The sequence below is a fragment of the Propionivibrio sp. genome (assembly GCF_049316945.1).
GTDB lineage: Bacteria > Pseudomonadota > Gammaproteobacteria > Burkholderiales > Rhodocyclaceae > Propionivibrio.
Window position 1 is genome coordinate 95,657 of record NZ_JBMOJE010000001.1, and the last position, 24,424, is coordinate 120,080.

A 24,424-nucleotide genomic window follows, 5' to 3' on the forward strand; every position below is an offset into this window, starting at 1 on the left:
GCGGAGATGCCCCACCAAAAGGATTTTCTTTGGGCACATCTGCGCTCGGGGGGGCTGAAATTTCTTCACGGCCTCGGCGCTGTCATTGTGCGAAGCTGGATTTTTTATCGGAGACAAACTGAATGGCATCTCACAAATGAGGCTTGCGTTAGGCGACTGAAATCTATAGAATAACGCGTTCTCGATTAACCAATCAGCTTTTTTAGGGACCAACCATGGCCAACAGCGCACAAGCTCGCAAGCGCGCACGCCAATCCGTTAAGCAACGCGCCCACAACGCTAGCCTGCGCTCTACTTTGCGCACGGCAGTAAAGCGTGTGCAAAAGGCGATTGTAGCTGGCGACAAGGCTGCTGCTCAAAGCATTTATCAGGAATCCGTTTCGGTGATAGATCGCATTGCCGACAAGAAAATCATCCACAAGAACAAGGCATCCCGCCACAAAGGCCGCCTGTCGGCTCAGATCAAGGCGCTAGCAGCCTGATCCTCGTTGGGTTCGGAAATTTAAAAACGGCGTCTTTAGGCGCCGTTTTTCATTGCTGAACCAGATAACGGGCATGGACTTGGTTTGCCCCAATTCAGGTGAGTTCCCGGCCTGCTTGCATTACTCTCCCCGAGGAATTCTTTCAGGGTGCAAGGCACGCTTTTAGGCACGCTTTTAGAATCGCGCACCCATCTACAATAAAATACCGGTGTGGGGGCGTTTGCCATTTTCTCAAATCAGGTTTGCTAATCCTTGATGTCGATTTTGCAGGCACCCTCGATTAGCTGAAGATCATTGTCCTGTGCAAAGTTGAGCACAAAACGATAAGCCATCGGCTCAATCTCGTAGAGTTGTCCATCGACGAAAACAGCTTTTTCGCCGTTGTAGTGCCCTGGACCAACATAGCGCGAGTACTTCATTTTTTTCTCAGCGCCAAACGCAGATAAAACGCCACATAGCCTTTCAGCCCAGTCGCTGGGGCGGAATCTTTTGCCATCTATGGTCAGGCCGACGATGATGAACGGGATATTGGACGAAAATCGCATGTATTGGCGGGTTCAGCCGAAAATTGTTTTTTTGAAGCCCTGCGGGCCAAGTGGATGCGGCAATTTTAACAGAAAGCAGTCTTTATCGCAGATACCTGGATCCGTATCATGTCGAAATTATGTGTCTGAAAAAATCGGTTATATCGGAAAAATGGATCCTTGGCTTGCATTCAGATAATTTACTGCATATAGTTCAATTATCTCATTGATATAGAGCTAATTTATGCAGGTTTCGCCTACAGCCAAGTATGGTTTCCGTATTCGCACACGGAGTGGTGCCGTTGTCGATAATCTGTTGATATTTGGCAAGGACGAACCGGATGCGGAGCGTAAGTTGCGCCAGATTTATCTTGGGTGTGAAATTATCGATGCAAAGCGTTTGGTAATTCAAGCGCCGAGAACTGGCCCGGTTAGTTTTGAAGAGGTTGTTGATCTCATCGCGGGTTCAAATTCGGTCCAGCACGCAAAATAGCGGCGTTTGCTGGGTGTTATCAAATGAGATTTTGTTGCCGAAGTTCCTTGTATAGAGCCATGTAGTCTTTTGCGCCGACGCTGGATGCATTATGATTAAACACATCCCGTTTTTTCGAAGGGCTTTCTGCTATGGCCACATTCTCCGAAATCACGGTTTGCAAGACCTCTTCATCATAGCGCTGGCGAAGCTGGTTCTGAATGTCTTTACTCATATTTCGTCGGCGATCATAGCGCGTCAGCAGATAGCGACGCTCTACACGCCGTTTTAGCACTGGTTCGAGAATTTCCAGCGTCCGTGTCATTTGTTCTGCGGCCTGCAAGGACATGTAATCGGTCGATATCGGGATGAGCAATACATCGCACGCAAAGATGGCGTTAAGCGCCAGAACTCCAACGTAGGGGCAGCAGTCGATGATTGTGTTTTGTGCCGCATTGCCTGGTATGGATTCATCAATGACATCGAGGCCAAGGCGCAATTTGTTCAGAATGGCAGGGCCTTTGCCGAATATCGAGTCGACCTTGATCAATTGCTGGTGCGAGGGAACAAGCCTGCCAATGCCTTCCCAGGGAATGGCCAGTTCATCAAGAGCGCGGATGCCCTGAAAAAAACCGAAAAGGCTACGCCCTGAATCGCGCGGGGTTGATCCATGAATGACTGTAAGGTGACACTGTGGATCCAGGTCCAGCAGTAGCGGCTGGCCGCCTTCTCTAAAAATGGCGGCAGCGAGGTTGAGCGCCGTCGTGGTTTTTCCGACGCCACCTTTCTGGTTGAAAAGAGCGATGCGCATTCCACATTATAGCGTGCTGTACGTAGCGCGCGTGCTTTTCGATTTTATATACAAGCCACTGGTTTTCCCTTAAAATTCTTCCCCTTGCCATATCGGCAGGCAAGGCTTTCAAGGGTTTGCCGGTAAGTACCGATGTTGTACTGATGCGTGATCATTCCGGCGGCGCAAGCCGCCGTTTCAGTTTCAGGGCCTCATCCAGGGGTTTTATATGTCACACCTAATGAATACCTATGCCCGGTTGCCGGTTGCTTTCAGTCATGGCGACGGAAGTTGGATAACTGACAGCGAGGGGAAAATCTATCTCGATGCGCTGTCGGGTATTGCCGTTTCCACTTTGGGGCACAATCACCCCGTGTTGGTGGCTGCCCTTGCTGCGCAGGCTGGGCGACTTCTGCATACCTCAAATCTTTACCGTATGCCGCAACAGGAGCTTCTGGCCGACAAGCTGACAGCACTGGCCGGCATGGAAGAGGTGTTTTTATGCAACTCGGGTTGTGAAGCCAACGAAGCAGCGATCAAGCTGGCGCGCTTTTATGGGCACCAGCAGGGTATTGACACTCCAGCCATCATCGTCATGGAAAATGCTTTCCATGGGCGCACCATGGCGACTCTTTCGGCAACAGGTAACCGCAAGGCACAAGCCGGTTTCGAGCCGCTCGTTTCGGGCTTTGCGCGGGTGCCTTACAACGATCTTGGAGCGATTCGTGCGATTGCCGAACATAACAAGAGTGTTGTAGCAGTCATGCTCGAAATCGTGCAGGGCGAAGGCGGTATCCGTATCGCTGAAAGCGAGTTTCAGCAAGGGCTGCGTAAACTTTGCGACGAAAACGGTTGGCTATTGATCTGCGATGAGGTGCAGTGTGGTATGGGTCGTACCGGAACCTGGTTCGGCTTTCAGCATGCCGCTATTCGCCCGGATGTGGTGACCTTGGCCAAGGGGCTTGGCGGGGGCGTTCCGATTGGTGCTTGCCTTACCGCAGGCAAAGCGGCAGGCCTCTTCAAACCGGGCAATCACGGATCGACCTTCGGTGGCAACCAACTGGCGACAACGGCTGCGTTGACCACCATCGAGGTGATTGAAAATGATCAGTTGATCGCTAATGCCGAATCTGTCGGATGCTTGATTAGGGAAGGTCTGGCGCAGGAGCTTTCCGGCGCCGCAGGTGTTGTCCAAATCCGTGGTCAGGGTTTGATGATCGGCATCGAACTGGATCGTCCCTGTGGTGAATTGGTGACACGGGCTCTCGAATCCGGGTTGCTGATCAACGTGACAGCAGACAAGGTCGTGCGCCTGCTGCCGCCGTTGACCTTCAGTACTGAAGAAGGGCGTGAGTTGGTCAGGCGACTTTCTGTTTTGATTCGTGATTTTCTCGCTGCCTGATCGAAAGCTGCCATGACAACTGCCAAACCAGGCGTCAAACATTTCCTTCAGTTCAAGGACTTCACGCGTGCGGAGTTCGAATATCTGTTCGAGCGTACGCACTGGATCAAGGAGCAGTTCAAGTCCTACAAAAAGCACTGGCCGTTGATTGACCGGACATTGGTGATGATTTTCGAGAAGGCCAGCACCCGTACTCGTCTTTCCTTTGAGGCCGGCATGCAGCAGCTTGGCGGTGCAGCAATCTATCTCAACACACGTGATTCACAGCTCGGTCGCGGGGAGCGAGTCGAGGATGCCGCACAAGTGATTTCCCGCATGAGCGACCTGATCATGATCCGTACCTTTGAGCAGGGAATTGTCGAGCGGCTGGCGGCGAACTCGCGGGTGCCGGTGATCAACGGGCTGACCAACGAGTACCACCCGTGCCAGATATTGGCGGATATCTACACCTATATCGAACAGCGGGGCCCGATTCAGGGCAAGACGGTAGCCTGGATTGGTGATTCGAACAATGTCTGCAATACCTGGCTGCAGGCCGCCGAGGTGCTTGATTTTCATGTCCATGTGTCAACGCCGCCGGGTTACGAGGTGGAAGTCGAACGTGCTGGCCTCTACGGTACCGACAACTTTGAGCAATTTGCTGATCCGATGGCGGCGGCGAAGGATGCAGACATCGTGTCGACCGATGTATGGACCTCGATGGGCTTTGAAGCCGAGAACGCCGAACGTTTGCGCGATTTCGCCGAGTGGCAGGTGGATGCCGAGATGATGCGTGTCGCCCGTCCGGATGCACTATTCATGCACTGCTTGCCGGCGCATCGAGGCGAAGAAGTTTCTGCCGAGGTTTTTGACGGTCCGCAGAGCGTTGTCTGGGATGAGGCCGAGAATCGTCTGCATGTACAAAAAGCGCTGATGGAGTATCTGATCCTTGGCAAAGTTGATCAGTGAAATGACAAGAGTAAGGGGTGAGGAGCGAATCCAGTTCCACTCCACACTCCTCACTCATCTCTCTTCGCTACTTACTGGAGTAAATCAATGAGCGATATCAAGAAGGCAGTTCTGGCGTATTCGGGTGGTCTGGATACGTCGGTGATTCTCAAGTGGCTTCAGGATACCTATCAGTGCGAAGTCGTGACCTTCACGGCTGATCTTGGTCAGGGAGATGAACTGGAAGCGGCGCGCCCGAAGGCCATCAAGTTCGGCATCAAGCCTGAGAACATCTACATCGAAGATCTGCGCGAAGAATTCGTGCGCGACTACGTCTTTCCGATGTTTCGCGCCAATACGGTTTATGAAGGTGAATATCTGCTCGGCACCTCGATTGCGCGTCCGCTGATCGCCAAGCGGATGATTGAAATCGTCAACCTGACAGGGTCGGATGCGGTTGCGCACGGTGCGACCGGCAAGGGCAACGACCAGGTGCGCTTTGAACTAGGCGCCTACGCGCTCAAGCCGAACATCAAGATAATTGCCCCTTGGCGCGAGTGGGACCTGCTCTCGCGCGAGAAATTGCTGGCCTACGCCGAGAAACACGGCATTCCGGTAGAAATGAAGCACAAGGAAGGCGGTTCGCCCTATTCGATGGATGCCAACCTGCTGCATATCAGCTACGAAGGGCGCCATCTGGAAGAGCCATCAGCCGAGGCTGAAGAATCGATGTGGCGCTGGACCGTGTCGCCTGAAGCCGCTCCCGATGCGGCCGAATACGTTGACCTGGAATTCGAGAAGGGTGATCTGGTCTCCATCAACGGCAAGCGCATGCCGGCCGATCAATTGCTCGCTCTGCTCAATCAGATGGGTGGCAAACATGGTGTAGGCCGTATTGATCTGGTCGAGAACCGCTACGTCGGCATGAAATCGCGTGGCTGCTACGAAACGCCGGGTGGAACGATCCTGCTGCGCGCGCACCGCGCCATCGAGTCGATCACACTGGACCGCGAGGTTGCCCACCTCAAGGATGATCTGATGCCGCGTTACGCCAGCATGATCTACAACGGCTACTGGTGGAGTCCGGAACGCCGTGTTTTGCAGACGCTCATCGATGCCACCCAGCAAACGGTCAACGGCTGGGTGCGGCTCAAGCTTTACAAGGGTAACGTCATCATCACCGCTCGTGATTCGAAGACCGATTCATTGTTTGATTCGACTATTGCGACCTTTGAGGACGATGCCGGCGCCTACGACCAGAAGGATGCCGGCGGCTTCATCAAACTCAACGCCCTGCGCATGCGCATCGCGGCCAATCTTGCCAACAGCAACAAGCGTTGAAATTGTTCATCCATGTTTGGACTGACTGAAGCGCAGGTTTCGGATTTCGGCATGACCTTCGGGATCGGTGCCTTCATGCTCTACATGCTTTTCATCATCGGCGAGTTGGCGTGGAAGGCGAAGGCCGGCAAGGTCGGCACCTTCGTCCTGTTTTTCGTACTCTCTTTCGGCATGCTTGGTTTTATCGCCAAGTCAGTCTTTCAAATATTTTGGGGAATGTGATCATGTCGCAATTTGATAACGTGAGTGTCGTCAAGCAGGCTAACGTCTACTTCGATGGCAAGTGCATCAGCCACAACGTATTCTTTGCTGACGGCACCAGGAAGACGGTGGGTGTGATCCTGCCCTCATCGCTGACTTTCAATACAGGAGCGCCTGAAGTCATGGAAGGCGTCGGTGGTTCCTGCCGGGTTTGCCTGAAGGGTGAAAGTGACTGGAAAACCTACGCTGCCGGGCAGTCTTTTAATGTGCCCGGCGAATCGTCGTTCGAAATCGCTTGCGACGAACCCTATCATTACGTTTGTCATTTCGCTTAAGCGGAGGTTCTGATGCCATCTTTCGATTTTTCTTCTGAAGTGGACATGGTGGCACTGAAGAATGCCATCGATTCGGCCGGAAAAAAAATCATCGGGCGCCACGACTTCAAGGGTACGAGTGCCAAGGTCGAGTTGAACGAAAAGGATAAGCTCATTACCCTTTATGCCGACTCGGACTTTCAGCTCAACCAGATCAAGGATATTCTTTTCCCGGAGATGGAAAAGAAAGAGCCGGACTGCACCAAGCGCCTGGATCATCAGGGTGTACAGAAAGTCTCGGGCGACAAGGTCAAGCAGGATTTGAAAATCAAGATCGGCATCGAGAGCGAACTGTCCAAAAAAATCGTCAAGTTGCTCAAGGACTCGAAGCTCAAGGTGCAGGCGGCCATTCAGGGCGACGCCGTGCGGGTGACCGGTGCCAAGCGCGATGTGCTGCAGGAAGCCATTTCCCTGGTCAAGAAGGCGATTACCGACTTTCCGATCAAGTACGGCAACTTTCGCGATTGAGATCTTTGTTGAACCGGGGGTATGTTCGCGGTGTCAATTGAAAGTCCTGCCAGTTAAACATGTCTCGCTTCTGGCCCGCTTCATGAAATATCTCCTGCAAGTGCATGGCATTTGTTTCTGCCGACGTACGGCGCTGTTTGCCAATTGAGTTCTGATGCCCATGTCGTCAAAGACTGCTGAAAATCAAGAAGAAAAAGTGCGCATCAATCCTGGAGTACTTTCCTGGGTGGAAGAATTACGCCAGGTTTCGATGGCGGTCAGCAAGAAGACCAGCAAGGCATCCGCCAGCCGAACCCAGTTGTTCTATATCCTGCAATGGACAGCGGACGCTTGTGGCTTCGGGGTGACCGTTCACAAGGGCCGTGACCCCGAGAGTGCCGAGGAGTGGTGGACCATTGATCGGGCGCTGATCAAACAGCCACTTTTCGTAGCCGAGGAGGATCTAGGCATTCTTCGTTTGCTGTGGGCGGAGCGGGCCCATGACTCCGGTTTGCGGGCCTTTGGTCTGGGCCCGCAGCACGGCGGAGATATTCTGCAGCGGATGGCACGCACGGGTCGTCTCTATCCGGAAAATGATTTCTCCCCGCTATTGCTGGGCGAGGCGCGTCCGGCGATCGTGAGTTGGCAGTTTGATGCCAATGGGCGGCAAAGGCCTTGTTTCAAGCCGACGCTGGCAGCCAGTCTGGTTATCCCGCTGCAACCTCCCTGGTATGTCGATCTGGATGAAGGTGTCATCGGCACTCTTGAAGTCCTTGGCAACCCGGCAGTCATTGCGCGACTGTTTTCGCTGCCACCGCTTTCGGCGAAGGAGGCAGCACTGGTTACCGAAACGCTGACTGAACTGGCGCCCGAATTGCAGATTTCCGCTGAAAACGCCAGTGCCTGCCTGCGCCGCATAGAAGCCAGTCCGGTTCCTGTATTGCGCCTGCAGACCCTGGATACGCACGGTAACAGGAATTGGCGCGGTTATTCCTCTAGCTATAATGCGGGTTCTTTCGACGTGGTTCTGCCGGTGTTTCGCTATCAGGACGCCGAGATCAAGCCGGACGACATTCGCGAGTTTTCAACATTGCCTGATGGTGAAACCGTTCGTATCCTGCGTCAGAACGAGCGGGAAAACGCCTTGATGGACAGCCTGGCTAAAACGGGGCTGCAGAAAATACCGGGCTATGCTCTCCATACCTTCGGCAGTCCACCCGATAGTGCGTATGGTCTGGCCAATGAATCAAGCTGGTCTCTCTTCATGCAGGAAGCGCTACCTGCATTGCGCAATGCAGGTTGGCAGATCGAGTTTGAAGACGACTTTCGTCATCACACGCTGCAGGTAGAGTCTTGGGAAGCCGAGCTTCTCGAATCGGAAAACGGCTGGTTTGACCTCGACATGGGCATTATCGTAGAAGGCGAGCGATTGCCGCTGGCGCCGCTTCTGGCGTCCCTGTTTCGGCGTGACCCACGCTGGCTGGACACGGCGCTGCTGGAGCGGATTGCTGATGACGAGATGATCGAGCTTAAAACGCCGGCCAACCAGCGTATCCGCGCACCAGCCGGGCGTTTGAAGCCACTCGCTGCGACCTTGATTGATCTCTTCGACGGTTTTTCTGGTGGAAATACCATTCGCTTGTCACGTTTTGATGCCCCGCGTCTGGCTGAACTCAGCGACACCAGCCGCTGGCAGTTTCGCGGGCAGCGGGACTTGCTGGCGCTTGCCGACCAGTTGTCGGCGGCGCAGGGAATCAGTCACATTGACGCACCTGCCGGTCTGGGGCTGGAACTGCGTTCCTACCAGAAGGAGGGGCTGGCCTGGCTGCAGTTTCTTCGCGAGCAAAATCTGTCCGGCATTCTGGCCGACGACATGGGGCTGGGCAAAACAGCCCAGGCGCTGGCCCACTTGCTTCTGGAAAAGGAAGCCGGGCGGCTGGATCGCCCGGCACTGATCGTTTTGCCTACTTCACTTATTTTCAACTGGAAGAATGAGGCAGCGCGCTTTGCGCCCAGCCTGTCGATCCTTTCGCTGCACGGTGCCGAACGAAAAAGCCGGTTTGTTGAAATCTCGCAGCACGATGTGGTGCTGACTACCTATCCTCTTCTCTGGCGTGATGCCCACGAGTTGACCCGGCACCGCTATCACCTGCTTATTCTCGACGAGGCACAAACCGTTAAAAATGCCCGCAGCAAGGGGGCCGAAGCCGTGCGCAAGATCGATGCGCGGCACCGGTTGTGCCTGACCGGCACGCCGCTGGAGAACCATCTCGGCGAGTTGTGGAGCCAGTTTGATTTTCTTTTGCCCGGCTTGCTTGGCGACAGCAATACCTTTACCAAATACTGGCGCACGCCAATCGAGAAACAGGGCGATGCGCCCCGCCGCAATTTGCTTGCCCGGCGGATACGACCTTTCATCCTGCGCCGCAAGAAAGAAGAAGTGGCACGTGAGTTGCCGCCAAAAACAATCATCCTGCGCAAGGTCGAACTTGCCGGTAGCCAGCGCGACCTCTACGAAACCGTCCGCGCGGCCATGGATATCATGGTGCGAGAAGAGGTTGCCAGCAAGGGCTTCGGCCGCAGCCAGATCGTCATCCTCGATGCGCTGCTCAAACTGCGGCAGATCTGCTGTGATCCTCGCCTGGTCAAGACCGTTTCAGCGCAACGGGTCAAGGAGCGCGCCAAGCTGGAACTGTTGATGACCATGCTGCCCGAGCAGGTTGAAGAGGGTCGGCGCATTCTGCTTTTCTCGCAATTTACCAGCATGCTTTCACTGATTGAGACCGAACTGAAACATGCCGGTCTTGACTACGTAATTCTGACCGGCGATACCACTGACCGCGAAACGCCGGTGCGTCGATTCCAGGCTGGTGAGGTTCCGATTTTCCTGATCAGCCTCAAAGCCGGAGGCGTTGGCCTCAATCTCACGGCGGCCGACACCGTGATTCACTATGATCCGTGGTGGAATCCGGCGGTGGAAAATCAGGCGACTGATCGCGCCCATCGTCTCGGCCAGGACAAGCCGGTTTTTGTCTACAAACTCATCATCGCTGGCAGTATTGAGGAAAAAATTCTCGTCCTGCAGGAACGCAAGGCAGACCTTGCGGCCGGTATTCTCTCCGAGGATCGCACTATCAACCTGAAGTTTGGCGAAGACGACATAGCCGCTCTTTTTGCCCCGCTCCCCGTTTGACGCAAAGTCGGTGCAGGGCGGGGTGTATTCAAGTGCTGGTGCACCTTGCCTTTTCCCTTCGCAATAGAATTTTCTTGCGGTTTGACGATGTTTTGCCTACCTGTATGGGTTGATTCCGGTGTCAGCACTTTTCATTGCGCTTTATAGCGAAATCCATTGTCCAATAATAAATTTTGGAACCTATAAGGATGTTGGAAGTCTGATTATTTGAACAATATCAATGATAAGTATTCTGGTTTCCTTTCTGGTTTATCTGTGGTCAAGATCAGTCGTAGTGCGGTGAGAACAGAAAATTGTATCTATAAGACATAAAATAAGGCTTTCGAACAGGCGCTTCATCAGTACGAATGCCATGAAATACAAGGGGTTTTCAGCGAGTTTCATAGCTATAGTTGTTTGACCGGAATGACCAGGTCAGGGATAATTCAAAACTTTATGCCTCATCCGCTGTTCGGATTGCCACACAGGTGTTTCTCATGTCTGGAGGTTTTGGCAGACTGCTTGTGATTTGACTAGATAGGATCAGAGTAATGACCAAGAATCACGCCTCACTCGCCATAGACCCCTATTACGACGGCGTCCCCGTTTACATGACCGATGTGTATGACTGGGCTTATGTAAATCCCAAGTGGGTTCATGCGCTTGATCGCATCTGGGTGGTGCGGGTGTTGCTGTTCCTGAACGACCAGCGTCTGATGCGTGCCTACCTGAACGAGATCAAGGAAGGTATGCGCGTCTGGCAACTGGCCCACGTATATGGCGATCTGGTAACCCGCGCGGCGCAGAAGGTAGGGCCCAAAGGCGTTTTTCATCTGACAGACGTTACTCCGATTCAGGTCGAGCATGGCCTTCGCAAGCTGGATGGCATGGAATGGACCAAAGTCATTCGTAGTGATGCCGCAGCTTTCATTGGTGAAGAGTTTGTCGATTACGACCTGATCTGCAGCTTTTTCCTGTTGCACGAAGTCCCTGAAGAGAAAAAATACGAAATCGTCAACAAAATGCTGGAAAAATTGCCCAAGGGCAGCAAGGCGGTGTTTGTCGATTACCATAACCCGGCAAAGTGGCAGCCGATTCGTTACGTCCTGAAACTCGTCAATCACTATCTGGAACCGTTTGCCGAGGCACTCTGGAAGAACGAAATAAGCGCTTACGCCAGCCAGTCCGACCGCTTTTCCTGGAGCAAGAAAACGTTCTTCGGCGGTGTTTATCAGTGCGTTGTGGTTGAGCACAAACCCTGAATGCGGTCTCGCCCGATTGAGGGCGTACCGGTGTTGCGAAATCCTGAAAACGCGTGGCCTTGTGTGCCGCGCTTTTTTTATGGCTCTCGACCTTCGCCCGCTTCCTCGTAGGTTTTCCCATCACGAATGTGGTAAATGCGCTTGAAGGTGGGGATGATCTTTTCGTCGTGCGTCACAACAATGATCGCGGTTTTGTACTGCACGGCCATGCGGTTGAGGATGCGCATCACCCCCAGAGCCCGTTCGCTGTCGAGCGGCGCTGTCGGTTCGTCGGCGAGAATTACCGGCGGCTGATTGGCCAGAGCGCGGGCGATCGAAACGCGTTGCTGTTCGCCGCCGGAAAGCTTTGATGGTTGAGCCTTGGCGCGGTGCTGGACATCGAGTTCGGTGAGCAGATCAAGCGCCCTGCTTCTCGCCTTGTCGTTCGAGAGCCCCGCCAGCATCGGAAGCAGGGCGACATTGTCGGTGACGTCGAGAAACGGGATCAGGTAGGGCGCCTGGAAGATAAAACCGATGCTGTCGCGGCGCAAGGCGCGCAGGTCGTTGGTCTTCCAGCCATTATCGAAAATAGGCTGATCGCCCAGCCACATTTTCCCCGCCGTCGGCGTGATGATGGCGCCGAGGCACTTGAGCAAGGTGCTCTTGCCAGAGCCGCTGGGGCCAACCAGGCCGACCACTTCGCCAGGGGCGACGATCATGTTGACCTCGCGCAGCGCTTCGACGGCCATGTCGCCTTCGCCATAACGTTTGCGCAACCCTTCGATGCGAATGCCGAGTCCGGTACTGCTTGTTCTGCTGTTCATTCCTCAGCCTCCAATGGCGTCAGCGGGATCGGCTTTCAAGGCGACGCGGATGGCCAGAGTGCTGGCGATGGCGCAAATCAGCATGACCAGCACGAAGCCGCGCACGGCATCGCCGGGTTCGAGCAAAACGTATTTCGGGAAGATGGGCGCCCAAGCCGTGGCCACTGTTTTACCGACCATGAAGCCGATCAGGCCCAGTCCAAGCGCTTGTTGCAGGATCATCCCGGCGATCGTGCGGTCGCGGGTGCCGATCAACTTGAGCACGGCTATTTCGCGAATTTTGCTGATCGTCATGGTGTAGATAATGAAGGCTACGATAGCGGCGCTGACGATGGACAGGATGACCAGAAACATGCCTATCTGCCGGGCCGAGGTAGTGATCAGCTTGGCCACCAGAATCTCGCTCATTTCGGCCTGCGTGAAGGCCTGCAAGTGTTTCCAGCGCTCAATGTTGCGCGCCACAGCGGTTGCTGAATAGGCATCCGAAACCCTTACCAGCACGGCATTGACGTTGTGGTTGATGGTTTGTGAAGACTGTATCGCTTCGAGCAGTCCGGGCGTGCCGGGGCGGTTCAAAGTCGGATTGGCGGCCGTGCGCGAACGTTCGTTGCGGATGGCGTCATTGTCCTTGAGGAATTGAGCCTCCTGCCCGTCTTTCAGCGGGATGAAGATCATCGGATCGCCGCCCGAGGAGACCATGCGCCTGGTGACGCCAACGACTGTGTAGTCATGGCGGCGAATGCGGATGCGGTCACCGACGACAAAGCCGGTCTTGATGTCGACAATGGCCTCATAGTGGCTACGCATGATCTGTCGTCCAGCAACGAGATAGGGCGGTTCACCTGGTTGTCCGGGTTCGAAGCCAACGACCATGGTGCGCACTTCGTCGGCATTTTCGGCACCGCTCTTGCTCACCTGCATGGTGAGATAAGTGACATTCGCGGCGCGTTGCACACCCGGCATGCCGAGAAGGTCGCGATAAATGTCGTCGCGGATGCTTGAGGGTTCGGCATAGGGGCCGAGCGTGTCCTTTTGCACCACCCACAGATCGGCGCCGCTGTTTGTGAGCAGTGCCTGCGCATCATCGACCATCCCGCGGTAGATGCCGGCCATGCTCAGCGTGACACCAATCAGCAGCCCCAGGCCAACGCCGGTCAGGACAAACTTTGGCCAGGAGTGGAGGATGTCGCGTCCAGCCAGACTGATCATTTTCCCGATCCAGTCAACGCGGTAACGACCTTGATACGGCTGTCGGACTTCAACTCCTTCTCGCTATGGACGACTATGCTGTCTCCCACGGATAAAGCTTCGTTGACCTGAATCTTGCCGTCGCTGCTGCTTGCGGACAACTTTACCGGGGTAAATTGCAGTGCGCCATCGACCAGTTTCCATACGCCAGCTATGTCACCCTGATAACGCAAGGCGGCACTGGGGATGACCCGTGCTTTTTTGATGGCAGGGAGTTGCAAGGTGACCTCGGCCATTTCTCCGATCGCCAGCGTGTCTGGAATCCGCTCAAAGCTCACCTGGGCGAGGCGCTCCTCGGTGATGCTGTCGGCGATCAGTTCAACGCGAGCGACCTTGCCGGAGATCTCGATACCAGGTTGCGAGCGCAGGGTGATCTTGGCCGACAGGCCCGGTTGCAGGCCGCTGGATCGGCTTTGATCCAGCCTGAGCTTGATCCACAGGCTGCCGGGGTCGATCATGCGCACGGCGCTTTGGCCGGCCACGAGGGTCGAGCCGGGTTCGGCGTCGCGTGCGGTGATGATGCCGTCGACCGGTGCGACAAGGCGGATCTTTGCCCGCTGTTGAAGCAGACCAGCGTGTTCGGATCTCAGTCGGGCCTGATCCTGGCGGGCGCCGGAAAGAGTGGCTTCGGCGGCGTTGAGTTGGGCAATGGCCGACTGTTCTTCCTGAAGTTTGCCGTCGACAACACTGCGCGTGACGAAAGCCTTTTCACCCAGTTCGACGTAACGCCTGGCGTTGGCGCCAGAAAGCTCGCGGCGAACCTGGGCATCGCGTCGTTGCGCCGCGGCGGCGGCGATTGCGCTGCTTGCCCGGGCCAGTGCGGCGCCGCCGGCTGCCGCGCGCTGATCAAGGTCAATAGGGTCCATTTCGGCCAGTAATTGCCCGGCCTTGACCAACTCCCCCACATCTACCGCTACGCTTTGCACCCGGCCAGCGGCGGTAGGACCAATCTGGTAGCTGCGACGCGCTTCGACAGTGCCGATTCCGAACAGCGTGGGCGCCAGATCGGCTTCGATAACCTCGGCGACAGTCACCTTTATCGGAGCCAGCGGGCCGCTACGTGCAACGACAAACCCGAAACCTGAAAGCACGACAATAGCGACGATGATCAGCCAGAATCTTTGCGAAAAATAGTGCAGCTTGAAAGGCGTATTCATGCCGATTCCTTGAGGCTGTGCAGAAAGAGGGGAAAGATCTGTTCGGCCGTCTGCTGCATGGAGTTCACGCTGCCGGAAAGCATCGATTGCATGACCAGTCCCTGGAAAGATCCGATAAAGAGGGTGGTGGCAGCGCCGGCATCGACATTTCGATCAATCTCGCCGCATGCAGCAGCCGCTTCAATCAGGCTGATCACGAGTTGGCGATAGCGCTGGAGCATTTTCCGTACGGCTACCTTGATGGCCGAATCGGTGGGCTGCTGCAATTCATTGAAAATCAGGCGTGGCACTCCGGGTCTGGCAACAACGAAATCGACGTGGCAGAAGAACACCCGTTGCAGGCTGTCGACCGGGCTTGGCGCTTGGCTTGCCGCCGCTTCCAGCGCGTTGAGCAGGTTTTCCTCAACCCAGGCAATGACTGCCAGCCAGATCGCCTCCTTGCTCGGGAAGTGGCGAAAGAGTGCGCCCTGCGTGACGCCAACCAGGTTGGCGATCTCCTGTGTGGTGATCTGTCCTGGGCTATGTTCCGCGGCGAGGGCCAGCACCGTCTCGATGATTTGCGTTTTTCTTGCCTCAGAACTGAGGCGGATTGCGGTCACTTTGAGTGGTTTGGCTGGATTCATTCCGATATAAGTAAGTAATTAGTTGCTTACTATCATAGCGTGGAAAAGGAGAAAATCAATAGAGGCTTACCCGTGGGGGCAGGGCAATAAAATGAACGCAGCCAAATATGGGAGTTTACATACCAGAGGCGAAGGGCTGCGAGCCGCATAAACAGGCGATCCTGGCGATGCATGCCGTTGGAGCCCCGTAAACATTGACTCCCACGGATGGTCATCTCAAGACGTCCATTCTGCCTGCCTCGCAGCTCGGTTAAGAAAAATTTGTTCATGCAGAATTTCTTAAGATTGGTGTCGTGGCTGCAATACCTGAAAGCAAGTCATTCAGAGGCGCTGTAATTCAACCCTCTGATCCATGCCGAGTACAACTGGTCGGCCAGGCGACGCATGGTCGGGAGGCGGGTTGGCGTCTCCGCCAGCATTTGTTCCGGTGTCTGTAGCGTTGCTGGCAACGGATCGAGTCCCTCCACCTCGGCGGCCCAGGATTTGCACCACTCGCTGATCATTTCAACATCCATTTCGACATGGCACTGCAGCGCCAGATGCGGGCCACGGGTAAATGCCTGGTTGGGGCAGAACTCATTGGTGAAAATACGTTGCGCACCGGGCGGAAGGCTGAAAGTTTCCCCATGCCACTGGAACACCGTCGCCATGCCTGTTTCCTCACGCCAATCGCCAAGCCATTGACGCGCGCTTTCGTTGTTATCTGCGCTGACACTTCCCCAGCCGATTTCCTTGACCGGGCTGCGCGTGATGCTGCCGCCGAGTGCCTTGCTGATTAACTGCCCGCCCAGGCAATGTCCGATGACCGGGATGTTCCCGGCGTCGGCAGCGCGAATCAGCGCGCATACCTTATCGATCCACGGCAACGGGTCGTTGACGCTCATCGGTCCGCCCATCAGGCAGATACCGGAGAATTCGTTTGCCTGTGCGGGAACGGTTTCACCCCGGTCGATAGCAATCAGTTTCCATGGAATCGAGCGACGATCGAGGAATGTGGCAAAATAGCCTGCTCCCTCGGTTTCGGTGTGACGGAAAATTGCGATGGGTTTCATGATTGGACGATTGATGGCTAGAGGCGATGTTTCATGGTGTGCGGTGAATTTTACGCGCGCGACCTTACTCTGCCTATTGCTGGCCGCCCCCTTGCTCCATGGCGCAGACGTCGGTCTGGCCGGCTTGTTTCCGGGCAAGGCCTTGCTGACCATCAATGGTGGAGCACCTCGCATCGTAGCGCTGGGTGTCAAGACTGACGAAGGGGTGAAAGTGCTTTCCATCGAGGGAGAAACTGCCACTCTCGAAGTTGATGGCAAGAAGCGGGTGCTGCGTGTCGGCCAGAACGTTGCCTCGCAGTCGTCAGGTAGCGGTCCGGCAACGGTCGTGCTGACGGCAGACTCGGGCGGGCATTTTTTGGCGACCGGGAGCATTAACGGGAAGACCGTTCGTTTTATAGTTGATACTGGCGCCTCCCTGATTTCCCTCGGTGCCAGCGATGCACGCCGACTTGGCATCGACTCCAGCAAAGGGCAGCCTGGAATCGCCAATACCGCCAATGGTCAGACGATGGTGTTGCGTGTCAAGCTCGATACCGTGCGCGTCGGTGAAATTGTCATGAATAATGTCGACGCCATAGTGCATCAAAACGATCTGCCAATTGCATTGCTTGGCATGAGTTTTTTGAACCGTATGGAAATGCAGCGTGATGGAGATACCATGACGCTGAAGAAACGCTACTAGGAGAATTACATGCCCCATCGCGACCAGGAAATCATCATGTTGCGCCGCGAACTTGAATTGTTGATGGGCGAGCGGCAGACCCTGCTGCAGGTTGTGGGTGCGACCGCTGCCCTGATCGCCAGTCTGGACAGCAAGCGTCTGCCAGTCGGATCCGTAGAATCTGCCGATCTGGTGGCCACGACGATCAATGCGCTGCCTGAAGAAACATTGCAGGACGCTCTGAATGCCGTACGTGCCGAAATCGAGGATGAGGAAGCTGTCGACTGAAACGGGTACCTTTGCCCAGACGCCAAGCCGCTTGAATCCGGAAGTCATTGATCTTGATCGGCTGCGCTCGGTGCTGCTGCCGGTCCCGTCGCGAACCGAATTTGTTCTGGAGGATGGTGTCGGTGACGAGGAACTGACACCGGCTTCAGTGCTCTTTCCCATCGTCTTGCGCGAAAGCGGGCCTTCGGTGCTGCTAACCCAGCGTACAGCGCACCTGAAGGATCATCCGGGGCAGATCAGCTTTCCCGGCGGCCGTGTCGAACCCGAAGATTATTCGCCGGCGCACACCGCATTGCGTGAAGCCGAGGAAGAAATCGGCCTGTCGTCGGTGCATGTCGAGATCGTCGGATATCTTCCCGAATACCGCACTGGAACGGGTTTTCGCGTTACCCCCGTGGTGGCGATACTGACGCCGCCATTTGATTTGCGTCCGGATCCCTTTGAGGTTGCGGAAATTTTCGAGGTGCCGTTCGCATTCCTGATGGATTCAGCCAACCATCAACGGCATTCAATGCACTATCGCGGAAAGTTGCGGCACTATTTCGCGATGCCCTACGGAGAGTATTTCATCTGGGGCGCAACCGCCGGAATTATAGTAACCCTTTCCCGGGCGCTGGCCGAATGAGCCAGGTTATTACCCTTGAAACTCCTTGCTGGATCGAGTCTCCATGCATTTCAGGGTGAATTTGTTCTACCGCTAACCCATTGATATACCGTCATTCCGGGCTTGACCCGGAATCTGACCGAAGGAAATGCAGAGCCAGTTCGTTTATCAAACAGGTCTTTTAACATCTTGATCAGATGGACGAATCTGGATACCGGGCTCTGCATTTCCTTCGGTCACCTTCGCCGGTATGACGACGGATGGTTAGAACAAATTTACCCATGCCATGCATTTGACCTGTTCTGCAAATGCTTATGAATTATGTTATCTTGAGCTTTTAAGATACTAGGCGGGCGCGGAAGATTTTGCGTCGTGCCATCAAATTTTTACTATGGGTCTTTTTTCTCTGATCGCCGTTCTGCTGATAGAACAGTTCCGGCCATTGCCCTACGACTGGGCTGTTCACGAACCGCTTTCACGGTTCGCCCGGTTTCTTGAAGGTCACTTTAACGCAGGTGAGCGCGTTCACGGCTTGATCGCCTGGCTGATCGGCGTCGGTGGACTTGTTCTGGTTGCCGGTGGTGTTCATTTGGCCCTCAGCAAACTCAACCCGCTACTGGCCTGGCTGTGGAACGTCCTGATGCTTTATCTGACCATGGGTTTCCGGCAGTTCAGCCACTATTACACCGATATTCAACTCGCCCTGCGCATGGACGATTTGCCGCACGCGCGCAAGTTGCTGGCTGAATGGCGGAAGCGTCCTGCCGATGATCTTTCATCATCGGATATCGCCCGGCTGGCGATTGAGGAAGCGCTCAGCGCATCACATCGTCATGTGTTCGGCGTGCTCGTGTGTTTCTTGCTGTTGCCGGGGCCGTGCGGTGCAGTTCTTTATCGCGCAGCAGCAATTTTTGCTGACGCCTGGGGACGGCGCAGCGACGCCGATGCAGGGCATTTCGGAAAATTCTCACAACAAGCTTTTGCTGTTATAGACTGGCTACCCTTGCGGGTTACCGCCGCCGGATTCGCCATTGTCGGTGATTTTGAAGATGCGATTTATTGCTGGCGTACGCAGGCGGACAAATGGCCGGATAGCCAACTGGGTAGTGGCATCGGCATTGTTCTGGCAAGCGGTGCCGGTGCGCTGGGTGTGCGTCTGGGCATGCCGGTGGTCGAGGCCGGCGAAATTGCCGATCGTGCCGAGATGGGCACCGGTGACGAAGCCGATGTGGATTTCATGCAGAGTGCTGTCGGCCTGGTCTGGCGGGCTTTGGTGCTCTGGTTGTTGCTGTTGCTGTTGTTGGGTTTGGCCAGTCTGGTGGGAGCGTAATCAAAAAATACAAATAGAATCATTAATTCATTAATTAACTGGAGGAGTTTTCACATGAGCAGAGATATTGTTGTTTTAAGCGCAGCCCGTTCGGCGATCGGTACCTTTGGCGGTTCACTTGCCTTCATCGAGCCATGCGAGTTGGCCGGTATCGTCATGAAAGAGTCGATTGCCCGTTCCGGAGTCGATCCAAAGGAAATCAATTATGTGACCGTAGGTACCGTCATTCCGACCGATTCGCGCTTTGCCTACGTCTCGCGCGTTGCCTCCATTCAGGCCGGTTTGCCGATGGACTCCATCGCCATGCAGGTCAGCCGCCTCTGCTCATCAGGTCTGCAGGCAATCGTCAGTTCGGCACAGAACATCATGCTTGGTGACAGCGACTACGGCATCGGTGGTGGTGTCGAAGTCATGTCGCGCGGCACCTATATGCTGCCGGCCATGCGTTCGGGTGCTCGCATGGGTGATGCCTCGGCCGTCGATTCGATGGTTGCCACGTTGAACGATCCGTTTGGTGTTGGCCACATGGGCATCACGGCAGAAAACCTCGCCGTCAAATGGAACATCAGCCGCGAAGAGCAGGACGCATTTGCACTTGAATCGCAACAGCGTGCTGGGCGAGCGATTGCCGAGGGCCGCTTCAAGTCGCAGATCGTCCCGATCGTTCAGAAGACGCGCAAAGGCGATGTCGTTTTCGACACCGACGAGCACGTCAAAGCCAACACAACGCTTGAGTCGCTGGCAAAAATGAAGCCGGCATTCAAAAAAGATGGCACGGTTACCGCCGGCAATGCTTCAGGCATCAATGATGGCGCCGCCTTCTTTGTGCTGGCAGCAGCCGACGTTGCAGCGCGTGCCGGCCAGAAACCGATTGCCCGCATCGTTTCATACGCCATCGCCGGCGTGCCGAACGAGATCATGGGCGAAGGCCCGATCCCGGCGACCAAGCTGGCCCTCAAGAAGGCCGGTTTGACGCTGGACAAGATGGACGTGATCGAAGCCAACGAAGCCTTTGCCGCTCAGGCGATTGCTGTGAACAAAGGGCTGGAACTTGATCCGGTCAAGACCAACGTTAACGGCGGCGCCATTGCCTTGGGTCACCCGGTTGGTTGCTCTGGCGCTTTCATCGCCACCAAGGCCTTGTACGAACTTCAGCGCGTCAGCGGCAAGTACGCGCTGGTCACCATGTGCATCGGTGGCGGGCAAGGTATCGCCGTGATTTTCGAACGTCTCTGATCTAAGGTAACGCGCAGAAAAAAAACCGACGGCTTGTCCGTCGGTTTTTTTTGGTTTGCGCATTCCCTGGTTGGGCTTGAGAGGCTGTGAATTAATTGGCACAAGCATCCAAGACCGTCATTCCGGCGAAGGCCGGAATCCAGTGCGCACCTCTGATATTCATGAAAACAATCAGATAGACGAACTGGACCCCGGCCTTCGCCGGGGTGACGAGCGAGGAGATTCGGCTGAAATGAATTTTTCACAACCTCTGAGGATGGTTTTTCAATACAGCAGAAAAGCCTTCCGCTCGGCTTCCCAGGCGGTTTCGTCAGGCTGAGTCAATGCATCGAGGTCGGCCGGCGTGGCTTGTGGATCATCGACCCATTCGCGCAATAGCGGGCTGCCGTTGATCAGGTCGATGGCCGGCCGGTCCTGCTCGTATTCGTAGGCAAAATCACGCCACAGGGCGTAATCCGGCTGCAGGCGGCGCAGTGCCTTGAAGGCCAGGCTTTGCACGCGCCACGGGCGGAAGGCGTGGTGCCGGTAGCTTTCATCTTCAACGTGAATCTGCACGCCGTTGCACAGCTTGCCGGCGTGCTTGTGGAAGGTCGGCTCGAACCAGCAGTCACGCAGGCGGCAGCCAGCCAGCCACTCGGGAGCCAGCGCCTGCATTTCGGCGATCAGGGTGCGAGCGTCAATATCCGGGGCGCCGAACAGTTCGAGCGGACGGGTCGTGCCGCGCCCTTCGGAGAGCGTCGTGCCTTCAAGCATGACGGTGCCGGCGTAACAGCGCGCCATCGAAACATTGGGCGCATTCGGGCTGGGATTGATCCAGATGCGCTCGCCGAGCGGCCAGCCGTAACCGGGCGCTGATTCGGGTGACCAGCCGTGCATGGTGACGACTTCGCAGTCCACATCGAGCTTCAGGGTGGCAATGAACCAGCGCGCCAGTTCGCCCATGGTCAGACCGTGGCGCATGGGCAGCGGCCCGGCGCCGACAAAGCTCTCCCAGCCGCTACGCAGCAACAGCCCTTCCATCGGGCGGCCGGCGGGGTTGGGGCGGTCGAGAATCCACACCGTCTTGCCGTGCTCGGCGGCGGCTTCAAGCAGATAGCGCAGGGTGGTGATGAAGGTGTAAATGCGGCAGCCAAGATCCTGCAGGTCGATCAGGAGTACGTCGAAGCTGGCCATCATCGCCGGCGTCGGGCGACGCACGGCGCCATACAGGCTGAATACCGGGATGCCGTGCAGCGGATCGAGGAAGTCTGGCGACTCGACCATATTGTCCTGCTTGTCGCCGCGCAGCCCGTGCTGCGGGCCGAAGGCGGCGCTCAGGCGCAGATCAGGCAGTGCGGCCAGCGCATCCAGGGCGTGCGTCAGATCGGTACTTGCCGAGGCCGGGTGGGCGAGCAGGGCGATGCGCTTGCCGAGCAGCGGCTTGCGCAATTCGGCCTCTTCCAGCAGACGGTCGAGTCCAAACTTGATGACATGCATCGTGGAGGCTTTCAAACAGAGTTGCGCGGGTCGGCCAGTTCAAGCGTAAAGGCGTCGCGGTGGTGAAAGTCGGGGTGTCGCGCAGGATGACGCAGCGCCCAGTAACTGTGGCTGCCATCGACGGTGTCGGCGGCTTCAACGACGGCCGAGAGGCCGATCTGTAGCGTGCCGGAGCGGGTTGGCAGTGCATCCCGGGGGATGATCGCCTCTAATTCCAGCCGGCCGGCGAACAAGCGGGAAGTGATGGTTGGCGCGGTGATCGGGGTGGCCGCCTGGTCAGGCTGACGATAGCCGGAAAAAGCGTAGGTGGCCCACTGTCCGGAGGGCGAGAAATTGAACTCGCGGTAGGCCGGGTCGCCGGCGACGCCGACGAAGGCTTCAAAACAGGTGTGCTCCCAGAGGGCGTCGGTTACCGTGAAAGTCGCGCCAGCGACTCTCGAACTTCCCCTCGCCCTCTGGGAGAGGGGTCGGGGGTGAGGGGGACGGGCAGGGCTTTCATTACTTGGGGTGCCTATCAAAGCCATGACCGTTCGATCCGCTGCCTGCGTTGTCGGGATCAGCAGGCGGACCATATCGGCCCACAGCCGGAAGGCGACGGCGAGACAGCCATCCGGCCGGATCGATGCGCACGCCTCGATCGTACGCACCACCGGGGCCGGTGTTGCCGGATGGCAGAGCAGGGTTAGCGGGTAATCGAAGGAATTTTCATCAGCTTGCATGCGCGGAATTTTAGCCGTTCTTTGCTGAGAGGTTGTGAAAAAATGCCTGAACACCCACCGCAGAGCCGCAGAGGTTTCGCAGAGAAAACCTTTAAAAACAATGGGGGTTACTCTGCGTTTTCTCTGCGTCTTTGCGCCTCTGCGGTGGGTTCTTGATAATTTCACAAGCTCTGAGGTCAGAAAGAAAAACGGTCAACTGCAATACGAGGCGAGAAATCATCAGGAATTTATTGGAATCATGAAAATTACCTAGTATCCGGTATTCGAAATACAGACGCACACGTATATCGTCATCAACTGGCAAGCGATAGATTAGGCATGAGAGTTTTTTACTCCTGCGATCTGATAACGAGCGACTTTTTCATGGCCAAAGGCAGCCGTCAGAATATCTTTGCGGACGCGAAACATTGTACGGGTCATGGAGTCGAACCGTTGAGGTGAAGTAAAGGCTTGCCCCCGCCCCGGGCTTCAGGGGCAGACCGGAGTGGGCGATGATTGGCATTGATGCGTCATTAGGAAGTGGTGGAGGGGTGGTGCTTCGCGGAGCGCTGGCATTGGCTGTGCTCACCGGGCGGGCGGTGCGTCTGACGCGTATTCGCGCCAGACGCACCAGTCCTGGTCTGAAGCCGCAGCATCTGCGAATCATCGAATTGCTGGCGCGTCTGAGCAATGCCTATGTCGATGGAGCAGTAATCGGTTCGCAGACACTGGTGTTCGAACCACGGCGCGAGTTGGGTTTGGATTCGCGCCTGGATTCGGATATCGACATCGACACCCCCGGCTCGCTGACGCTTCTGCTGCAGACACTCTTGCTGCCCCTCAGCTTTGCGGGACGGGTTTCGCACTTGCGTCTGGTCGGCGTCACCCACGCCCCACGCAGCCCGGCCTATGAAAATCTGGCATTGAACTGGCTGCCGCAACTTGAGCATGCCGGATACCGTGCCGAAGTCAGGCTGCAAGCCGCCGGCTTTGCCCCGAAGGGTGGCGGAATCGTTCACGCCACCATCCATCCGGCGACCTTGATCGAACCCTTGCACCTGCTGCAGCGAGGTGCGCTATTGCGTATCAGCGGGCAGTCTGTCGTTGCCTGTCTCGACCCGTCCGTTGCCGAACGGCAACGGCTTCATATCCTGTCGCGGCTACAAAGTCTGGGTGTTCCGATCAGTATTGTTTCCGGAACGATCCCCGCCGCCGTGCCGGGAACCTACATCGTGCTGCTGGCCGAGTTCGAGCATAGCCAGCAATGCTTTTTTGCCCTGGGCGAACTGGGCAAACCCCCGGAAACGGTTGCCGCCGAGGCGTCGGACGCCCTGATGGCCTGCCTGGATAGCGGAGGTGCCCTGGATGCGCATCAGGCCAGCCAGTTATTGCTGCCATTGAGCTTCGCCAATGGCGACTCGGCGCTATCCGCGTCCAGAATCAGCGAGCATATGCTCGTTACCGCAGAACTGATCAACCGCTTCCTGCCAGACGCGGTCAGCATCAACGGTCAGGTCGGCGAGCCGGGGCAGTTGATGGTCCGTGGCTGTGGCGTACCGCAGATGGCAAACCGGGGCATCGCCGCCGAGGCGCCAATCCGGGAGCAGCGCTGGGCGGGGCCTCCGTTGGCCAGGGCTTATCAACGCCCCGCAGTTTCGGTCTCTCCGCTTTAGTAGTCAGCTAACCTCGAACTGACGAAAAAGCATCTCTGGATTCCGGGCTTGATCCGGAATCCAGAGATGCACCACCGGCGCTGCACCCCAAGGGGCCATTTAAGCACGGGTTGGTGGAATGATAGTTACAATCACTTTTTGTTTTAACTCTCGAAAAATTGGATAACTGCATCATTCGTGC

The 24,424-nt window shown here is 56.0% G+C and carries 25 protein-coding genes; 16 read left to right on the plus strand and 9 right to left on the minus strand.

Going from position 1 to position 24,424, the window contains the following annotated elements:
* The first annotated feature begins 215 nt into the window (after positions 1–215).
* Positions 216–482: a 30S ribosomal protein S20 gene (gene rpsT, locus ACOYNV_RS00415; protein ID WP_422897750.1), complete on the plus strand. Its 267-nt coding sequence runs from the start codon at positions 216–218 to the stop codon at positions 480–482.
* A 245-nt stretch (positions 483–727) separates the two neighbouring features.
* On the opposite strand, the gene ACOYNV_RS00420 is transcribed toward rpsT, so the two are convergent.
* The gene (locus ACOYNV_RS00420) at positions 728–1,027 is read right to left on the minus strand and encodes a DUF3579 domain-containing protein (RefSeq protein ID WP_422897751.1); all 300 of its coding nucleotides are present in this window, start codon (positions 1,025–1,027) and stop codon (positions 728–730) included.
* Positions 1,028–1,250: 223 nt separating this feature from the next.
* Between ACOYNV_RS00420 and ACOYNV_RS00425 the strand changes: the two genes are divergently transcribed.
* Positions 1,251–1,499, plus strand: a complete 249-nt coding sequence (locus ACOYNV_RS00425; protein ID WP_422897752.1) for a hypothetical protein — start codon at positions 1,251–1,253, stop codon at positions 1,497–1,499.
* A gap of 19 nt (positions 1,500–1,518) precedes the next feature.
* Here the strand turns inward: ACOYNV_RS00425 and ACOYNV_RS00430 are convergent, their stop codons facing one another.
* A complete protein-coding gene (locus tag ACOYNV_RS00430) occupies positions 1,519–2,289 on the minus strand; it encodes a ParA family protein (RefSeq protein ID WP_422897753.1) in 771 nt (256 codons plus the stop codon).
* A gap of 208 nt (positions 2,290–2,497) precedes the next feature.
* Between ACOYNV_RS00430 and ACOYNV_RS00435 the strand changes: the two genes are divergently transcribed.
* The 8 genes from ACOYNV_RS00435 (at position 2,498) to rquA (ending at position 11,394) form a co-directional block, all read left to right on the plus strand.
* A complete protein-coding gene (locus ACOYNV_RS00435) occupies positions 2,498–3,670 on the plus strand; it encodes an aspartate aminotransferase family protein (protein ID WP_422897754.1) in 1,173 nt (390 codons plus the stop codon).
* Between the two features lie 12 nt (positions 3,671–3,682).
* Positions 3,683–4,618, plus strand: a complete 936-nt coding sequence (gene argF, locus ACOYNV_RS00440; protein WP_422897755.1) for an ornithine carbamoyltransferase — start codon at positions 3,683–3,685, stop codon at positions 4,616–4,618.
* 87 nt (positions 4,619–4,705) lie between these two features.
* The gene (locus ACOYNV_RS00445) at positions 4,706–5,938 is read left to right on the plus strand and encodes an argininosuccinate synthase (protein ID WP_422897756.1); all 1,233 of its coding nucleotides are present in this window, start codon (positions 4,706–4,708) and stop codon (positions 5,936–5,938) included.
* Between the two features lie 12 nt (positions 5,939–5,950).
* Entirely contained in the window at positions 5,951–6,160 is a 210-nt protein-coding gene (locus ACOYNV_RS00450) for a DUF2788 domain-containing protein (RefSeq protein WP_422897757.1), read from the plus strand.
* A gap of 2 nt (positions 6,161–6,162) precedes the next feature.
* Entirely contained in the window at positions 6,163–6,474 is a 312-nt protein-coding gene (locus ACOYNV_RS00455; RefSeq protein ID WP_422897758.1) for a pyrimidine/purine nucleoside phosphorylase, read from the plus strand.
* A 12-nt stretch (positions 6,475–6,486) separates the two neighbouring features.
* Positions 6,487–6,981, plus strand: coding sequence for a YajQ family cyclic di-GMP-binding protein (locus ACOYNV_RS00460; protein ID WP_422897759.1), 495 nt, complete (start codon positions 6,487–6,489; stop codon positions 6,979–6,981).
* A gap of 160 nt (positions 6,982–7,141) precedes the next feature.
* Entirely contained in the window at positions 7,142–10,153 is a 3,012-nt protein-coding gene (locus ACOYNV_RS00465) for a DEAD/DEAH box helicase (protein ID WP_422897760.1), read from the plus strand.
* A 530-nt stretch (positions 10,154–10,683) separates the two neighbouring features.
* Positions 10,684–11,394: a rhodoquinone biosynthesis methyltransferase RquA gene (gene rquA, locus ACOYNV_RS00470; RefSeq protein WP_422897761.1), complete on the plus strand. Its 711-nt coding sequence runs from the start codon at positions 10,684–10,686 to the stop codon at positions 11,392–11,394.
* 77 nt (positions 11,395–11,471) lie between these two features.
* Here the strand turns inward: rquA and ACOYNV_RS00475 are convergent, their stop codons facing one another.
* The 5 genes from ACOYNV_RS00475 to ACOYNV_RS00495 form a co-directional block, all read right to left on the minus strand.
* Positions 11,472–12,197 (minus strand): ABC transporter ATP-binding protein, encoded by a 726-nt coding sequence (locus tag ACOYNV_RS00475; protein WP_422897762.1) that lies wholly within the window; start codon positions 12,195–12,197, stop codon positions 11,472–11,474.
* 3 nt (positions 12,198–12,200) lie between these two features.
* Complete coding sequence (locus tag ACOYNV_RS00480; protein WP_422897763.1) at positions 12,201–13,406, minus strand: ABC transporter permease; 1,206 nt, start codon at positions 13,404–13,406, stop codon at positions 12,201–12,203.
* A complete protein-coding gene (locus ACOYNV_RS00485) occupies positions 13,403–14,602 on the minus strand; it encodes an efflux RND transporter periplasmic adaptor subunit (RefSeq protein WP_422897764.1) in 1,200 nt (399 codons plus the stop codon). The genes ACOYNV_RS00480 and ACOYNV_RS00485 overlap by 4 nt, the downstream gene beginning before the upstream one ends.
* Entirely contained in the window at positions 14,599–15,225 is a 627-nt protein-coding gene (locus tag ACOYNV_RS00490; protein ID WP_422897765.1) for a TetR/AcrR family transcriptional regulator, read from the minus strand. The genes ACOYNV_RS00485 and ACOYNV_RS00490 overlap by 4 nt, the downstream gene beginning before the upstream one ends.
* A gap of 317 nt (positions 15,226–15,542) precedes the next feature.
* A complete protein-coding gene (locus ACOYNV_RS00495; RefSeq protein ID WP_422897766.1) occupies positions 15,543–16,277 on the minus strand; it encodes a type 1 glutamine amidotransferase in 735 nt (244 codons plus the stop codon).
* Here ACOYNV_RS00495 and ACOYNV_RS00500 point away from each other — a divergent pair.
* The 5 genes from ACOYNV_RS00500 to ACOYNV_RS00520 all read left to right on the plus strand — a co-directional run bounded on the left by ACOYNV_RS00500 (position 16,267) and on the right by ACOYNV_RS00520 (position 20,396).
* Positions 16,267–16,959, plus strand: a complete 693-nt coding sequence (locus ACOYNV_RS00500) for a retropepsin-like aspartic protease family protein (RefSeq protein WP_422897767.1) — start codon at positions 16,267–16,269, stop codon at positions 16,957–16,959. The genes ACOYNV_RS00495 and ACOYNV_RS00500 overlap by 11 nt on opposite strands.
* 9 nt (positions 16,960–16,968) lie before the next feature.
* Complete coding sequence (locus ACOYNV_RS00505; RefSeq protein WP_422897768.1) at positions 16,969–17,226, plus strand: hypothetical protein; 258 nt, start codon at positions 16,969–16,971, stop codon at positions 17,224–17,226.
* The gene (locus ACOYNV_RS00510; RefSeq protein ID WP_422897769.1) at positions 17,207–17,851 is read left to right on the plus strand and encodes a CoA pyrophosphatase; all 645 of its coding nucleotides are present in this window, start codon (positions 17,207–17,209) and stop codon (positions 17,849–17,851) included. Before ACOYNV_RS00505 ends, ACOYNV_RS00510 begins: the two co-directional genes overlap by 20 nt.
* Positions 17,852–18,221: 370 nt before the next feature.
* The gene (locus ACOYNV_RS00515) at positions 18,222–19,160 is read left to right on the plus strand and encodes a CobD/CbiB family protein (protein ID WP_422897770.1); all 939 of its coding nucleotides are present in this window, start codon (positions 18,222–18,224) and stop codon (positions 19,158–19,160) included.
* A gap of 54 nt (positions 19,161–19,214) precedes the next feature.
* Complete coding sequence (locus ACOYNV_RS00520) at positions 19,215–20,396, plus strand: acetyl-CoA C-acyltransferase family protein (protein ID WP_422897771.1); 1,182 nt, start codon at positions 19,215–19,217, stop codon at positions 20,394–20,396.
* A 264-nt stretch (positions 20,397–20,660) separates the two neighbouring features.
* Here ACOYNV_RS00520 and ACOYNV_RS00525 read toward each other — a convergent pair whose 3' ends face one another.
* Both ACOYNV_RS00525 and ACOYNV_RS00530 read right to left on the minus strand, forming a co-directional pair.
* On the minus strand, positions 20,661–21,872 hold the full coding sequence (locus ACOYNV_RS00525) for an exo-beta-N-acetylmuramidase NamZ family protein (RefSeq protein WP_422897796.1): 1,212 nt from the start codon (positions 21,870–21,872) through the stop codon (positions 20,661–20,663).
* Positions 21,873–21,883: 11 nt separating this feature from the next.
* Positions 21,884–22,591, minus strand: a complete 708-nt coding sequence (locus tag ACOYNV_RS00530; protein WP_422897772.1) for a DOMON-like domain-containing protein — start codon at positions 22,589–22,591, stop codon at positions 21,884–21,886.
* 491 nt (positions 22,592–23,082) lie between these two features.
* Between ACOYNV_RS00530 and rtcA the strand changes: the two genes are divergently transcribed.
* Positions 23,083–24,243 (plus strand): RNA 3'-terminal phosphate cyclase, encoded by a 1,161-nt coding sequence (rtcA, locus tag ACOYNV_RS00535; RefSeq protein WP_422897773.1) that lies wholly within the window; start codon positions 23,083–23,085, stop codon positions 24,241–24,243.
* The last annotated feature ends 181 nt before the right edge of the window (positions 24,244–24,424 follow it).